Origin of the sequence: Streptomyces sp. NPDC035033 (genome assembly GCF_040636735.1) — a bacterium.
GTDB lineage: Bacteria > Actinomycetota > Actinomycetes > Streptomycetales > Streptomycetaceae > Streptomyces.
In genome coordinates, this window is the sequence record NZ_JBEZUZ010000005.1 from 46,249 (window position 1) to 62,008 (window position 15,760).

General features: G+C 74.4%; 9 protein-coding genes. 5 read left to right on the plus strand and 4 right to left on the minus strand.

Annotated features, from left to right (window positions below; translation table 11 throughout):
* Positions 1-6 precede the first annotated feature (6 nt).
* Positions 7-1,248 (plus strand): MBL fold metallo-hydrolase, encoded by a 1,242-nt coding sequence (locus tag AB0E83_RS04195; protein WP_362105563.1) that lies wholly within the window; start codon positions 7-9, stop codon positions 1,246-1,248.
* Between the two features lie 300 nt (positions 1,249-1,548).
* Here AB0E83_RS04195 and AB0E83_RS04200 read toward each other — a convergent pair whose 3' ends face one another.
* The 4 genes from AB0E83_RS04200 to AB0E83_RS04215 all read right to left on the minus strand — a co-directional run bounded on the left by AB0E83_RS04200 (position 1,549) and on the right by AB0E83_RS04215 (position 10,653).
* Positions 1,549-2,439, minus strand: a complete 891-nt coding sequence (locus tag AB0E83_RS04200) for a formyltransferase family protein (protein ID WP_362105566.1) — start codon at positions 2,437-2,439, stop codon at positions 1,549-1,551.
* A complete protein-coding gene (locus AB0E83_RS04205; protein ID WP_362105569.1) occupies positions 2,436-2,645 on the minus strand; it encodes an MbtH family protein in 210 nt (69 codons plus the stop codon). Before AB0E83_RS04205 ends, AB0E83_RS04200 begins: the two co-directional genes overlap by 4 nt.
* A 127-nt stretch (positions 2,646-2,772) precedes the next feature.
* On the minus strand, positions 2,773-9,267 hold the full coding sequence (locus AB0E83_RS04210; protein ID WP_362105572.1) for an amino acid adenylation domain-containing protein: 6,495 nt from the start codon (positions 9,265-9,267) through the stop codon (positions 2,773-2,775).
* A 435-nt stretch (positions 9,268-9,702) separates the two neighbouring features.
* Complete coding sequence (locus tag AB0E83_RS04215) at positions 9,703-10,653, minus strand: TauD/TfdA family dioxygenase (RefSeq protein ID WP_362105575.1); 951 nt, start codon at positions 10,651-10,653, stop codon at positions 9,703-9,705.
* A 708-nt stretch (positions 10,654-11,361) separates the two neighbouring features.
* Between AB0E83_RS04215 and AB0E83_RS04220 the strand changes: the two genes are divergently transcribed.
* The 4 genes from AB0E83_RS04220 to AB0E83_RS04235 all read left to right on the plus strand — a co-directional run bounded on the left by AB0E83_RS04220 (position 11,362) and on the right by AB0E83_RS04235 (position 15,758).
* Positions 11,362-12,591 (plus strand): ROK family transcriptional regulator, encoded by a 1,230-nt coding sequence (locus tag AB0E83_RS04220; RefSeq protein WP_362105578.1) that lies wholly within the window; start codon positions 11,362-11,364, stop codon positions 12,589-12,591.
* Positions 12,592-12,655: 64 nt separating this feature from the next.
* Positions 12,656-12,739: a putative leader peptide gene (locus tag AB0E83_RS04225; RefSeq protein WP_362105698.1), complete on the plus strand. Its 84-nt coding sequence runs from the start codon at positions 12,656-12,658 to the stop codon at positions 12,737-12,739.
* A gap of 480 nt (positions 12,740-13,219) precedes the next feature.
* Complete coding sequence (locus AB0E83_RS04230) at positions 13,220-14,812, plus strand: ABC transporter substrate-binding protein (RefSeq protein WP_362105581.1); 1,593 nt, start codon at positions 13,220-13,222, stop codon at positions 14,810-14,812.
* Position 14,813: 1 nt separating this feature from the next.
* A complete protein-coding gene (locus AB0E83_RS04235) occupies positions 14,814-15,758 on the plus strand; it encodes an ABC transporter permease (RefSeq protein WP_362105583.1) in 945 nt (314 codons plus the stop codon).
* Positions 15,759-15,760: the final 2 nt, after the last annotated feature.

Below are 15,760 nucleotides of genomic sequence, written 5' to 3' on the forward strand. Positions count from 1 at the left end.
GGTCCTGTGACCGGTACCGGCTCCGACCGTCCGCTGCGGGCCCGGCTGCGCGCCCTGCGGCCCGAGTCCTTCGGCGCCGAGCCCACGGGGGAGCGGCTGGCCCGCATCCGTCGCTCGCCGCACTTCGCCGACGGCGTCTTCCAGAACCCCGAACAGGCCCGCCGCGGCCCCTCCGGCTCCGCCGTCGAGCTCGCGCGGACCTACTTCGAGAAGGAGGGCCGGGCCCGCCGGGCCCCCGCCGGCGTGATCCCCGTCCACCCGACGACCGTCGCCGACCTGGCCCGCCCCGCCGCCACCGGCCTGCGGATCACCTGGCTCGGCCACTCCAGCGTGCTCGCCGAGACCGACGGCGTACGGATCCTCTTCGACCCGGTCTGGGGAGAGCGCTGCTCGCCCTTCTCCTTCGCCGGGCCCAAGCGGCTCCACCCGGCGCCCGCGCCGCTCGCCGCGCTCGGCCCGGTCGACGTCGTCGTGATCTCCCACGACCACTACGACCACCTCGACCTGCCGACGATCAAGGCGCTGGCCTCCACCGACACCCTCTTCGCCGTCCCGCTCGGCGTCGGCGCCCACCTGGAGCACTGGGGCGTCCCCGCCTCCCGCCTGCGGGAACTGGACTGGCACGAGTCCACCGGGATCGGCGACCTCACCCTCACCGCCACCCCGGCCCGCCACTTCTGCGGCCGCGCCCTCCGCAACCGGCAGCACACCCTCTGGGCCTCCTGGTCGGTCCGCGGCCCCCGCCACCGGATCTTCCACAGCGGCGACACCGGCTACTTCCGGGGCTTCCAGGAGATCGGCGCCGCCCACGGCCCCTTCGACGCCACCATGATCCAGATCGGCGCCTACTCGGAGTTCTGGCCCAAGAACCACACGGACCATGCGCCGCTGCCGGGGGCGTGGCCGGACATTCACATGACGCCCGCGCAGGGGGTCCAGGCCCATCTCGACCTGCAGGGAGGTGCTCCGGTCGGTGTGATGCTGCCGATCCACTGGGGCACCTTCAACCTGGCGCCGCATCCGTGGGCGGAGCCGGGGGAGTGGACGAAGGACGCGGCGGAGGAGGCCGGGCAGGCGGTGGCGTTCCCGCGTCCCGGTGAGCCGTTCGAGCCGGCGGGGAAGCTGCCCGCGGATGCCTGGTGGCGGGGGGTGTCCCAGCCGATCGCCCGTCCGTGGCGCCGGCCGAAGCAGGCGCCGACTCCTGTCGATGCGTCCGGGCGTGATCTCGACCTGGCGGGTGATCGGTGACGTCGGGCGAGGACGAGGAACGTGAGCGTTTGGTGCGCGCTCTGGACGGCCCGTCCCGGCCGGAGCCGTCGGTGAAAGTCCCACGCCTCGGGCCCGTGCCCACGGCAGCGTCCTCGGCGGTCGTCCGAACAAGCGTCGTGGAACGCTGAGCGTGTACTGAAGGGGCCCCGCCGGCGGGGCCCCTTCTCTTCGTCTCGTCGGTTGAGCGGCGGCTCGGGCCGGCCCCGTCGGCCGTTCGTCGGGTACTCGCCCCCCCATAGGAGACATGGCCGGGTGGGAAGGCCCTTCTTGCCGCAGACGCTAGTCCAGCGGGTCGGCGGCCAGGACCCAGAGGTCACCGGTGCCGCACGTGACGCGCCGTCCGGTGCCGAGGGGCGGCTGCGTCAGCGTGGTGCGGCGCAGCCGCCAGCGCGTCCCGTCGATCACCGCTACCGGGCCCTGTACGCGGGGGTGATGGCCGGCGATGTTCCACGCGCGCACCTGGGTGTGGATGTGCGTCGCCTGCGCGGACCAGTCGACCGTGGCGTAGTCCTCCGTGAAGAATCCGGCCCAGGTGTCCTCGCGCTGCGGCTGCGGTTCGCCCTCGTCGCCGCGTACCAGTCGCCGCAGCACCTGCGGCAGCATTTCCGAAGCGGCTTCCAGGACTCGTGAGTTGACTCCGGTGAACGACCAGACCTGGTCGTCGAGGGCGATCGTCGTACGGGCCAGCACGGAGCCGGTGTCCAGCTCCGCGTCCATCCGGTGCCAGGTCACGCCGATCCTGTCTTCGCCGTTGCGCACGGCCCATCCCACCGGGTTCGGGCCCCGGTAGGAGGGGAGGTCGGAGGGGTGGCAGTTGACCGTTCCCAGGCGGGGGGCGGACACAGCGGCGGCAGGCAGCTTCCTCGGGTAGCCGTAGCTGACGGCCACGTCCACGGCGTAGGCGTGCAGGAGGCCCGCAACCGCTTCCGTGCGGGAGGGAACGGCAAGATCCACCCCCGGCGGCAGATCGTGCTCGCCGAGCACATGGCCGGGCCAGTCGGCGGGGCGGCGGTGGCCGATCACGACCGGGACGCGGTGGCCCAGCGCGCGGAGCGCCTCGACCAGGGGAGGAGCGGTCTGGGGCAGGGCCGCGACGACGGCGATGCTCAGGGCGGGGGCGTCCTGATCCCCGGGCGGCGTCGACGCCCCGGGTGAGTGCGGGGCGGTCATCGAGCGGTCCCGGCGGTCCGCAGCGAACGCGGTCGCAGGTCGGTCCAGGACGCCTCGATCCAGGCCAGGCAGGTGGCCCGGTCGGCGCGGGGGTGTACTGCGCGCCAGCCGTCCGGAACGGTGAGGTGGGCGGGCCAGAGGCTGTGCTGGTCCTCGTCGTTGGTGAGCACGAGGAACGTGCCTTCGTGGTCGTCGAAGGGGTTCATGGGTCTCCTTGGATGGCGGCGGCGCGGTGCGCCGCCGGACGGTGTTGTCGTCGGTCGGGGCGGTGAGCCGCTGACGTGCGCCGAAGGTTGCGCCCGGTCCTGGCCGAGGGGCGGGACCGGCCGTGGGTCAGCCGCGTACGGACTCAGGGGCGACGCCGGAACCGGTCGGCGCGGTTTCCGGGTCCGGGTCCCCCGACGGTGCGGGGAGCGGGGCGAGGGCGGCGGCCAGGACGGCCGGGGTGGCTCGTCGCATCACCTGGTCCAGGGACACGGCGGGGCCGAAGTGTTCCCGGAGGCGCTGGAGCAGGCGGGCGGCGAGCAGCGAATGCCCGCCCAGGTCGAAGAAGTTGTCGTCGATGCCGACCCGCTCCAGGCCCAGGACGTCGGCGTACGCCTCGGTCACCACCCGCTCGGCGGGTGTGCGCGGCTCCCGGATCCGGGCCGGAACCCGCTGGGGCTCGGGCAGCGCCCGGCGGTCCACCTTGCCGTTGACGGTCAGCGGCATGCGGTCCAGGACGATCACCCGGGCGGGCAGCATGAAGTCCGGCAGCACCTGAGCGAGCGCGTCCCGCAGCGCTGCCCCTTCCAGAGCCGCGCCGTGCTCCGACGAGCCGACCGCGTATCCGGTGAGTTCCTTGCCGCCGCGTCCGTCCGGCCGGGCCACCACGGCGGCTTGCACCACACCGGGGAGGGCGGCCAGGGCGGCCCGGACCTCGTCCGGCTCGATCCGGTGTCCGCGGATCTTGACCTGGTCGTCGTTGCGGCCGGTGAACTCCAGTGTGCCGTCCGGGAGCCTGCGCGCCAGGTCGCCCGTGCGGTACATACGGGAGCCGGGCGGCCCCCAGGGGTCGGCGACGAACCGCGCGGCGGTCAGCCCCGGCCGGCCCAGATAGCCGCGGGCCACCTGGTCGCCCGCCAGGTAGAGCTCGCCCGGCAGTCCGTCGGGCACCGGCCGAAGCCCCGCGTCGAGGAGCATCACCCGGGATCCGGGCACCGGGGCGCCGATGCCCGGACGGGCGGGCCAGCGGGCCGGCTCCCCGGTGACCTCACCGGCGGTCACCACGTGCGTCTCGGCCGGTCCGTAGTGGTTGTGCAGGCGCTTGCCCCCGCGCTCGCACAGGGCCCGCAGCTGCGGGCCGACGACCAGAGCCTCACCGGCCTGGACCAGGTGCCGCAGGTCCGGCAGCGACTCCCGGTCCCCGTCGGCGAACTCGCACAGCGCCGCCAGCACGGGGGTGGGGGCGAACAGCTCCGTCACCCGGTGGGCCCGCAGCCAGGCCGTCCACGCGGCGGCGTCGGCCCGGGTGTCCGCGTCCGGGACGGCCAGCGTCCGCCCCGTGCACAGCGCGGTGAGGACCTCCTGCGTGGCGACGTCGAACGCCATCGAGGTGAACTGGGCCGTCACCGCCCCGGGTTCGGCCGGGAAGCGGCGCTCGTGCCAGTCCACCAGCCGGTCCATGGCGGCGCCGGGCATCACCACGGCCTTCGGCGTCCCCTGCGTCCCGGAGGTGTGCACCACGTACGCCGGGTGACCGGGCAGCCGCGCCGGTCGGACCCGGCGGCCGTCGGGCAGCGGCTCGGGGGACACGTGGCGGGGCTCCAGCGGCATCCGCGGCACGGCGGCGTCGACGAGGGCGAGGGCCTCGTCGAACTCCCGTTGCAGGAGGAGCAGCGCGGGGCGCCCCTCGGCGGCCAGGGCCGCCACGCGGGGAGCGGGGTGGCGCGGATCCAGCCACAGGTAGGCGGCGCCGGCCTTGAGCACCGCGAGCATCGCGGTCACCGCGTCCCGGCCGCGCCGCAGGCACAGGGCGACCACGTCCTCGGCCCCGATGCCCCGGGCGGCGAGCTCGGCGGCCAGCCGGTCCGAGGCCGCGTCCAGGCCCCGGTAGTCGAGCGCGCCGCCGCCGTCCACCACGGCCGGCTGGCCGGGAGCCATGCGCACGTGATCCGCGAACCGCTCCAGTACCGGTACGGGGGCGGGCAGCGACTCGGCCCGGTGCGGCGGAGCCGCGGCGACCGCGGGTACGACCGGCCGCGTGGCGGGTACGGACAGGTCCCCGGCCAGCGCGCCCAGGGCTTCGACGAAGCGTTCGCCGATGTCCCGGGCTCCGCTCTCGCCGAGGCTCCCCGGCCGGTACTGGACCCGGATCTTCATCCGCTCGCCGGGTGAGACCAGCACGCACAGCGGGTAGTGCGTGCCGTTCTCCACCCGGCTGGCCGTCACGCGCAGGTCACTTCCCCACCGGGTGGCGAAGGCGTCGGTGTACGTCTCCAGCACCACGACGGTGTCGAAGAGTTCGCGAAGCCCGGCGGCCCGGACGATCTCCGCCAGACCCAGGTGCTGGAAGGGCATCATGTCGGTCCGCTGCTCCTGGAGGGCCGCCAGCAGACCGCCCCGGTCGCCGGCGGCGGCGGTGTCGACCCGTACCGGCACGGCGTTGTTCATCAGGCCGACCATGGACTCGACGCCGGGCAGGTGTGGTGGCCGGTCGGCGACCACCGTCCCGAACACCACGTCGGTGCGACCGGTCAGCTGGGCCAGGACCAAGGCCCAGGCGCCCAGGACCAGGGTGTTGAGCGACAGCGCCCGTTCGCGTGCCCTGGCCCGCAGAGCGGCCGTGCGCTCGGCCGGCAGTTCGAGCAGTACGGTGTGCGGACGGCTTCGTTCCTCGCCGCCTGGCGCGGTCAGCAGCGTCGGCTCGGTGACGTCACCGAGCAGCGTCCGCCAGTGCTTGCCCGCCAACTCCGTGTCCTGATCCGCGACATGGTGAAGGTAGGCGAGTGCCGACGGTCGCGCGGGCAGGCTCGGCACGGCGCCCGAGGCGGCTTGGCCGTACGCGTCGGCCAGATCCGCCAGCGCCACCTGCATCGACCAGCCGTCCATGAGGATGTGGTGGTAGCTCAGCAGCAGCCGGGACCGCCCCTCGCCCAGACGCAGCAGCACGGCCCGCAGCAGTGGCGGAGCGGCCAGGTCGAACGGCTCGTCCCGGTCGCGGCGGGTCTCCTCGGCGGCGGCGCGTTCCCGGTCGGCCTCGGGCAGCCTGGTGAGGTCGGCCTCCCTCAGGGGGACCTCGACCGTCTCCGGTACGGACTGCACCGCCCGGCCCCGGCAGTCCCAGCGGAACCCGGCCCGCAGCGCCGGATGCCGGTCGGCGAGCGCGGACAGCGCCACGCGCAGCGCGGCCGCGTCCACCGGCCCTTCCAGGTCGAGGACGGTCTGGACGTGGTAGGGATCGGCGGCGCCCCCGCCCTCGTGGGCGTGGTAGAGCAGCCCCTCCTGGAGCGGGGAGCAGGGCCAGCGCTCCTCCGTGCGCTGCGCGGGCACGGCCGCCGTCCCCGGCAGCCGGCCCGTGCCGGCGTCCGCGGCGCGGGCCAGCGCGGCGAGCACGCCGGACCATTCCGCGGCCAGCCCTGCCACGTCGTCGCCGTCCACCAGCCGGGTCGACCAGCGCCAGACGGCGGTCAGCAGCGGTTCCCCGGTGCGCTCGTCGACGACCGCGTTGACCTCCAGCGGGTGGGAGAGCGGCTGCCGGTCGGCCCGGTGGATGCCGAGGACGGGCGCCTCGGCGGCGTACGGCCACGGGTCGCGCCCCGGTACGGCGTACCGGCCCAGGTAGTTGAAGAGCAGCGGCCGACCCGGAGCGGCCGCCAGCAGTCCGGCGGCCTGCGGGTGCAGGTGGCGCAGCAGCCCGTACGAGGCGCGGTCACGCGGCACCCGCTGCCACTGCTCCCGGACCGCACGTACGGCTTCGGCGAGGGCCGTGTCCTCGGCGCCGGGGCCCGCCGCCGGGCGCGCGGCCCGCTCGGGGCATTCGAGGCGTACGGGGAACATGCAGGTGAACCAGCCGACGGTCGCGGCGACTTCGGAGTCCGTGCCGTCGTCCATCACGTCCCGGCCGTGCCCCTCGGTGTCCAGGACCAGGGTCCGCGAAGCACCGCGGCGGGCGACGGCCACCGTCAGCGCGGCCAGCAGGAGTTCCTGCGTCGTGGCGCCGAAGTGGGCCGGGGCCGTGGTGAGCAGGGACCGTCCGACCTCGGGCGGAAGTACGGACTCCAGGGTGCGGGAAGCGGCGATGGTGTCCCGTTCGGGGTCGAGCGGCCCCCGCGCGGGCCACGGCGTGGTCGAGGGGACGCTCGCCGCCCGCCAGTGCGGCAGGGTCGCCAGCACCTCGGTGCTGTCGGCCCGGGCGTTGTGCGTTTCCACCCAGCGGCGGTACGGGGTCGCCGTCCCCCAGGCGCCGAGACCGCGCGGGTTCTCGGCGGCGCGTGCCAGGTCCTGGGTGAGCACCTGCCAGGAGACCCCGTCCACGACCAGATGGTGCGCGGCGAGCAGCAGCCGTCCCGGCCGCGCGGGGCCGGCGTCCCACCAGACGGCCCGAAGGGTCCGCCCGGCGGGCAGGTCCAGCGACCGCATGGCGCGCTCCACCGACTCCTGGACGGTACGGGGGGAGGGGGCGTCCGGCAGTTCCCGCACGTCCACCACGTCCAGGAGCGAGCCCGCCGCGACCTCGCCCGGGGGCAGTACCTCGGGCTGCCACACGGCCTCGGCGGACGGGTCGGGAAGCCGGGTCCGCAGGGCGTCGTGCCGGTCGAGCACCGCCTGCAGGGCCGCCACGAGCGCCCCGCGCTCCAGGCCGGCCGGTGTTTCGAGCAGCACCGACTGGACGAACTCGGCGACACCGTCTCCCTGTTCGCGCAGCCACAGGGCGATGGGCGGCAGACCGAGACGGCCGGTGGCGGACTGGTGGAGCAGGTCCGCGGCGGGAGCCGCCGCCTGCGCGGCGGCGGCCAGGGCGGCGGGCGTGCGCAGCCGGAAGACGTCCTGCGAGCTGATGGCCACGTTCTCCCGGCGCACCCGGCTGACCAGGCGCATCGCGGTGATGCTGTCGCCGCCGAGGGCGAAGAAGTCGTCGTCGGGGCCCGTCCCGGGCAGGCCGAGCACCTCGGCGAAGGCCGCGCAGAGCGCCCGCTCGGCGGGCGTCCGCGCCGTCTCGGTGCCCGCTCGCACGGAGGCGGGCGCGGGCAGCGCCGCCCGGTCCACCTTGCCGTTCACGGTCAGCGGGATGTCGTCGATCAGCAGCACGGCCGAGGGGACCAGGTATTCGGGCAGGACGCGCGTGAGCCGGTCGCGGAGGTCCTCCCCGGTGATCCCCGTGGCGCCGCGCTCGGCGACCGCGTAGCCGATCAGCCGGCCGTCCCGCGCGACCACGACCGCCTGGGTGACCCCGGGCAGCCCGGCCAGGGCGGCGCGCGCCTCGCCGGGCTCGACCCGGTGGCCGCGGATCTTGACCTGGTCGTCGTCGCGTCCCACGTACTCCAGGGCGCCGTCGGCGCCGCGCACGGCGAGGTCGCCCGTGCGGTACATGCGGGCACCGGCAGGGCCGTACGGGTCGGCTACGAAGCGTTCGGCGGTCAGACCGGGCCGGTTCAGATAGCCGCGGGCGACCTGGTCCCCGGCCACGTACACCTCGCCCCGCTCTCCGTCGGGGACCTCGGCGAGGTCGGGACCGAGGAGGCGCACGACGACCCCGGGCAGCCCGGTGCCGATCGGCACCCGTGCCTCCGGAACCGGTTGTCCGGGCGGCAGGGGATGCAGGGTGGTGAAGGTGGTGCACTCGGTCGGCCCGTAGACATGGCCGAGCACCAACTGCGGACAGGCGGCCCGGACCTGCGCGAACGCCGTCGGGTCGGCGGCCTCGCCACCGGTGAGGACCGTGTGCAGCCCGCGCAGGGCACCGGGGTCGTCGGCGGCGATCTGGGCGAACCAGGCGGCGGTGAGGAAGATCCCGGTGACGCCGTGGGCGGTGATGAGGGCGGCCAGCCGGTGCGCGTCCATCCGGTCCTCGGCCGGGACGACCACGGCGCCGCCCCGGGTGAGCGGCAGCCACAGGTCATGGCTGAGGGCGTCGAAACCGAGCGCGGAGACCAGCGCCGTCACCCGGTGCCCGGGCCCGTCCCAGTGCGGGTCGGCGGCGAAGCGCCCCAGGTTGCGGTGGGTGACCTGGACGCCCTTGGGGCGTCCGGTGGACCCCGAGGTGTAGAACACGCAGGCCACGCGGTCGAGTTCGCCGTCCGGCACGGCCGGATCGAGTGCCCCGGTCGCGTCCGGGGCCGCCGCGGGTGAGGCGGGTACGGTGACGGGCCGCGGACCGCCGGGGCGGGTGGCCTCCCCGGCCGGTACGAGCACCGCCACGCACCCGGCGTCCGCCTCGATGGCAGCCAGCCGCTCGGTCGGCGTACGCGGATCGAGCACCACCGCGGCGGCGCCGGCCTCGAAGACCGCGAGCAACGAGACGACCAACCGGGCCGAGCGCGGCAGCCGCAGCGCGACCGCGGCCCCCGGTCCGACCCCGGCCGCTCGGAGCGACGCGGCCAACTCGCCTGCCCAGAAGGAGATTTCGCTGTACGACCAACTCCTGCCGCCCTCCTCCACGACCGCCGGTCGGTCCGGTTCGCGGAGTGCGGCTGTGGCGACGGCACGGTGCACGGGCAGGGGGGCACCGGTATCGCCGACCGGGTAGGCGGGGGCCCGAGTCGCTGCTGAAAAGATCATGGACGCTATACAAGACGCACTGACGTGACGCCCTGTCCGGGCGCCACCCGGTTGGCGGAACCGGACCATCCGATCGGGTGCACAGCGATTTCACGCCCCGGTGGACGTCTCAACTCCCCTGTTTTGCAGAGAAGTTCGACAGCGTGTGTCGGACAGGGGGCGTGCACCCTTCACCGCGCGCCCTCGGATGTCGGGCTCGGGACGGGTACGGGAGGTCGGCCTCCGAGGCGTCGGCCGGCCGGCGGTGCGCCAGGCGCCGTCGGCGGAGGCGTGCACCCGCGGTTCGAGGTGTGACCGGTGTGATCACGGCGGCGGAGCCGTCCTGGTGGTACCCGCCTCGCATGGCCACTGGCCAGCGGGAGAAGCCACGATTCGGCCGAGCGGCGAGCGGCCGGTCCGCGTATGGTCCGGATCTCGGCCGGCTCCGGACGGGGGAACCGGAGCCGGTTCCGGGCGCGCCCGGCAGGGGGTGGCCGCGGGCCTCGGCCACCCCCTGCCCGGGGATCAGGCGACCGTTCCGTTCGCCGAGGCGCCGGAGGCGATGCCGAAGGCGGGCTCGGGCACGGACTCGGGGGCCAGGAGGGTCGAGGAGCGGCCGTCCACGCCGACGGGGACGTCTCCGTCGATGGTGACCCGGCGCAGCTTGCGGTCGTGGTCGTCGGAGTCGTCCACGCCGTAGTGCTGAGTGGCCCGGTTGTCCCAGATCGCCACGTCGCCGACCTGCCACGACCAGCGGACGGTGTTCTCCGGGCGCTCCACGTGGGCCTGGAACAGCTGGACGAGCGCGCGGGAGTCGGCCCCGGTCAGGCCGCTGATCCGCTGCACGAAGTTGCCCAGGACCAGCGTGCGTTCACCCGTCTCGGGGTGGACGCGGACCACCGGGTGCTCGGTGAGGAACTTGGTCGAGGCGAAGACCTCGCGGAAGCGGGCGAGCTGCTCCGGCAGGGCCCCGGGGCGCAGCGCCGCGTAGTCGTAGTCGTTGGAGTGGACGGCACGCAGCCCGTCGGCCAGGTTCCGCAGCGGCTCGGGGAGGTTCTCGTACGCCGTGGCGGTGTTGGCCCACAGGGTGTCGCCGCCGTAGGGCGGGATGACGACGGCCCGGAGGATGGAGAAGGCGGGGTAGGCCGGGACGAAGGTGACGTCGGTGTGCCACTGGTTGGCGCGGCCGCCGTAGTCCGAGTCGATCGGGAACGAGTAACGCTCGTCGGCGGAGGGGACGGTGGGGTGGGCCACCGGCGTGCCGAGCAGCCGGCCGAACGCCTCGTGGGCCTCCTCGTCGAGGTGGTCCTGGCCGCGGAAGAAGACGACCTTGTGGGCGAGGAGCGCGGAGCGGATCTCGGCGACCGTCTCAGGGGCGAGATCGCCGCCGAGGCGTACGCCGGAGATGACGGCGCCGAGGCGGCCGCCGAGCTTCTGGACGGTGAGGGCGGGGGTGGAGGTGGTCACGGTCGTCATGACGGGTTCCTTTCGGTGTGCGTGCCCTCGGTGAAGCGGGAACGCGAACGTGCGAGGGCGAGAGGAGGGAGGCGGGACGGTGCGGGCAGGCGGGACGGGCGGCTTGAGAGAGGCCGGCGGGACGCGCGGGACGCGGCGGAGCCGATTAATTCCGGAGCGGAAATAATGACGGCGTGCGGAGCCCCGGATGTGCCCTGGAGCCCTGTGTGCGTCGAGGGGCCCGGAACCGGGCGGCGACGCGGCGGGCGCGTGGCGGGTGGGACGGACGGCTGGGCCCTCGGGGGGTCGCGAGCGTCAGACGGCGGTGACGGCCGGACAGGAGGAGGTCGCGAACATGGCCCGGAGCCTGGCAGCGCCGGCGGCGGGCGTCAAGAACCCGCCGGCTCTCCGGGCACCGGCCGACAGTGGTTGAATCGGCGCCTGCCCGGCCCCGTTCAGCACGGTCGATGTCCGGCGGAAACCTGCGTCGACCTGCGATGTCACCGACTCGGACGGCGAGAGGCCGAGGGGCGTGGCCGGCCGTCCCGACGTTCCGCGCCGGCCGCCGGCGATTTCATATCGCCGCAACAGGAGACCGGGAACGGGCCGCACGGCCGCTCCGTCACCTCACCGCGGGACGGGGCACCAGCGGCCCTGCACGACGACCACCCACCCGACGGGCCGGACGGCCTCCAGCGCCGAGCGGCACCGGCAATCGGAAAGGCAGAGATGACGAGCACTTCCCCTGGCCCCCGGATGGCGGGCGACGGCCGGCGCGAGGCCAACGCCGCGACCGTGCTGCGGACCGTCCTCGACCACGGCCCGGTCTCCCGCGGCGCCGTCGCCCGGCTCTCCGGCCTGAGCCCCGCCGCCGTCTCGCGCCAAGCCACCGACCTGACACGGCTCGGCCTGCTGCGGGACCTGCCCGAACCGACGGGTGGCGGCGGGGTGGGGCGGCCCCGGATCCCCGTCGACCTGCACGTCGGCCCCACCGGTGGGCCTGTCGCGGCCGGGGTGCACCTCGGGGTGCCCGGCTCGACGTTCGCGGTGGTGGACCTGCGGGGCCGGGTTCTCGCCCGGCACCAGTACCCGCACGTGGCGCTCGGGCCCAGGAGTCTGGCCGAGACGGTCGGCGCGGAGCTGCGCGCGTTTCTCGGCCGGCACGTCGGCGGCCGGCCCCTGCTCGGGGTCGGGGCCGCGATCGGCGGCTGGGTCGACCCGACCACAGGAGTCGTCGTCCGCCACGACGCCCTGGGCTGGCGCAGGCGTCCCCTGGCCGCCGAACTCTCCCGGTCCCTGGGAGGGGTGGCGGTCCGCCTGGACAACCACGCCCGCTCGATCGCCCAGTCGGAGATCCTGTTCGGGCGGCCCGCCGCGCGCCGGAGCCTGGTGCATCTGTTCGTGGGCAACGTCGTCGACGCGGCTGTCGGTCTCGCCGGGGTCGTGCACCAGGGTCCGGGGGCGGCGGCCGGCGATGTCGCCCACCTGCCCGTGCCCGACTCCACCGTCCCCTGTCCGTGCGGCCGTTCGGGCTGCCTGGAGGCGACGGCCTCCAATACCGCCCTCGCGCGGACCGCCGTGCGGCGGGGCATCGTGCCCGAACCCGAGACCTCCCTGGTGGTGGACGCGGCGGCGGCCGGGGACCGGCGAGCCGACCGCCTCCTGCGCGAGCGGGCCAGGGCGGTCGGACGGGCCGTGGCCCTCCTGCTCGACGTCCTCAACCCCGATCTGGTGGTGGTCACCGAGCAGGCGAGCGTGCTCGAACCGGACTACCTGGAGGAGATCCGGGGCGCGGCGATCGACCTCTCGCATGTGTGTGACGACCCCGAACGGATCGTCAGTCCACATGCCGGACCGGCCACGCTGCCCGTGGCCGCAGGCACGGTTCTGTTGAATTCCCTGTTCAGGAGGCCGATCGAGACCATGGAGGAGCTGCGGCCCGCCGAGGTGCTGGGGTGAGTTCGTCTCAGAATCCGGGCACGGCCGGTTGACCGTCTCGCGAAGCCGCTGTCATATTGCTGCCGTGAATCCGGACTTGCGCCTCATCTCCCGCAGGCACGTCGACCTCTGTCGGCTCGCCAGCGCGGTCTGTGCCGTCCGCGTCTGACATCCGGCGCGGTCCACGGACCCGCCGCCCTCGTTGATTCCGGGCGATCCGTCGGTCGGTCGCGGCAGCCCGTCGCGAGCTTCCGGCCCCGAGGCCCTGTCACCGAACTCCCGCCTGCCCCGCGGCGCCCTGCACGCGCTCTCGCCGCACCGGGCGCAAACCCGAGTACGTCCCCGTACGAGGGCTTGCCCCCGGCACGCCGAGAGCACGCACCCGGTGCCGCGGTGCCGCCCTCCGGGCGACGGCGGGAGTGTGACGACAGGACCCGGGCCCCGGGACCTCGTCCCGGCCCCTGACCGCCTACCGCCCCACCGGGCAGCGCCGACCCGCCGGGGGTGCGCTGCGCACGACCTTCACCGCACCCCGTCTGCTTTCGGCACCCCGGGACGCGTGCCCGGAGTGCCCGCGTCCCCGCTTCATTCCTCTCGCAGCGGAAGAAATGTTTCGCCGAGCGACCCGACCCTCTCCAGGCAGGCTTCCATGACCGAGCTGTACCCCTCCACGCCCACCGCCCCCAGTCGGCGCACCACCCTGCGCGCCGCCGGCGGCGGTGCCCTGCTCCTCGGCCTGGGCCTGACCGGCTGCCGCTCGGCCGTCTCCGAGTCGACGGAACCCGCGGGCGGCGCCGGCGCGCCGCCGAAGCGGGGCGGCACCCTGACCGTCGCCGTCAACACCGACTTCACCCCGAGTCTCCTCTTCGCCCAGAGCGGCCAGTCCCTCCAGCAGCGGCTGATCTACAACACCCTCACCCGCTACGACGACGACCTGGAACCCCAGCCCGAGCTGGCCACCTCCTGGGAATACGCCCAGGACGGCCGGAGCATCACCCTCAGACTCCGCGCCGGAGTGGTCTTCCACGACGGACGCCCCTTCACCGCCGACGACGTGATCTTCGCGGTGAAGAACCTTCAGAACCCGGTACGTGCCGCCCAGTTGAGGGCCACCGCCGCCGCCGTCAGCGGCTTCGAGAAGCGCGGCGACCACGAGCTCGTCCTCCGTCTCGCGCACCGCGTTAACAACCTGTTCGACCTCTTCGAGTTCATGATCATCACGGATCGTCACAGCGTCGAAGCGGCCGTCACCGGGAAGGAGCTCAACGGCACCGGCCCCTTCCGGCTCGTCGAATGGCGCCCCGGCGCCGGCCTCAGCCTCCAGCGCCACGAGAAGTACTGGCAGCCGGACCGTCCCCACCTCGACGGCGTCGAGATCCGGGTGATACCCCAGGCCGACGCGCTCGTGTCCTCCCTGCGCACCGGCCAGTCGCAGCTCTCCTACTCCGTCCCCGGCAGAAATCTGCCCGTCATCGAAGGCGCCGCCGATCTCACCGTCAGCGAGTACGCCACCGGCGGCGGCGCCTCCTACCTCGGCGTCAACACCTCCGTCGCCCCGCTCGGCGACAAGACCGTCCGCCACGCTCTCGCCTGGGCCGTGGACCGCGAGCGGATCCTGAAGCAGGTCCTCGGCGGATACGGTCTCGCCTCCGCCACCCCCTGGCCCAAGTCCTCACCCGCCTACACCGAGGCCGGCCGCACCCACTACCGCCACGACCCCGGCAAGGCCCGCGAACTGCTCAGGTCCGCCGGCCACACCCGCCTCGACCTGCCGCTGCTCCACGTCAACCTGCCGTCCGAGACGGCCCTCGCCGAAGCGATCCAGTACGACCTCAAGCAGATCGGCGTCCACGTCACCCTCCAGCCCACCGACCCGGCGACCGCGCAGAAGCGCCTCATCTCCCAGTCCATGCCCGCCCTCTGGGCCATGGGCCACGGCTTCGCCCAGGTGCAGCCCTCCACCCTCGCCGTCAGCGCCTACCCCTTCAACGAGGCCAAGAACACCTCACGGTTCCGCTCCGCGGCCTACACCCGGGTCGTACGCGAGGCCTGGACCAGCCCGGTGACCGGCGCGGAGGCGAACGCCCTGCGGCAGCGGATCACCGACACCCTGCTCGACGAGGCGTTCGTCATCGACCTCGTCATCCGCGGCAGCGTCCAGGTGGCCTCGAACAGGCTGCACGGCGCCACCCTCAACAAGTTCAGCTACCTCAACCTCGACAACGCCTACCTGGCGGGATGAGATGCGCGCCTACCTGCTGCGGAGAGTCCCCTCCGCCCTCATCGTCCTCCTCGCCGCGTCCGTCCTCGCCTTCGCGGTCCTGCGACTGGTCCCCGGAGACCCCGCCGCCGTGCTCGCCGGACCCGACGCCGGACCCGAGGTCGAGGCCGCCATCCGGGACCGGCTCGGCCTCGACGACCCGCTGCCCGCCCAGTACCTCCACTGGATCGGCGGCCTCCTGACCGGCGACCTCGGGCCCTCGTACGTCATCGGCGGCGAGACCGCCGACCTCATCGCCGACGGCCTCGGCGCCACCGCCGAACTCACCCTGGGCGCCCTGCTGTTCGCCGCCGGAATCGGCGGCACCCTCGGGATCCTGGGCGCCACGGCCCGGCGCCCCTGGGTGCGCGGCACCGTCCGTGCCGTCACCACCGCCGCCCTCGCCGTACCGCCCTTCGTCAGCGGCGTCCTCCTGGTGCTCCTCTTCGCCGTGGTCCTCGGCATCCTGCCCCCCGGCGGCTACGTCTCCCTGCTCACCGCCCCCGACCTCGGCGTGCAGTACCTGCTGCTGCCCGCGCTCTGCCTCGCCCTGCCGAGCGCCGCCGTCCTCGGCCGGTACCTGGAGGACAGCATCCGGCGGGTCCTGGACGAGGACCACGTCCGCACCGCCACGGCCGCCGGCATCGCGCCCCGCCGCATCCTGTGGCGCCACGCCCTGCCCAACTCCCTGCCGCCCGTCGTCACCCTGCTCGGCATCCAGACCGGTCACCTCCTCGGCGGCGCCGTGCTGGTCGAGGCGATCTTCGCCTGGCCCGGCCTCGGCCAGCTCGCCGAACAGGCCCTGGTCCGGCGCGACTACCCCGTCGTCCAGGACCTCCTGCTGCTCCTCGTCGCCGTCTTCGTCCTCGTCCAGCTCCTGTCCGACCTCGTCCACGCCTGGCTCGACCCCCGGATCAGGTGGGAGTGACC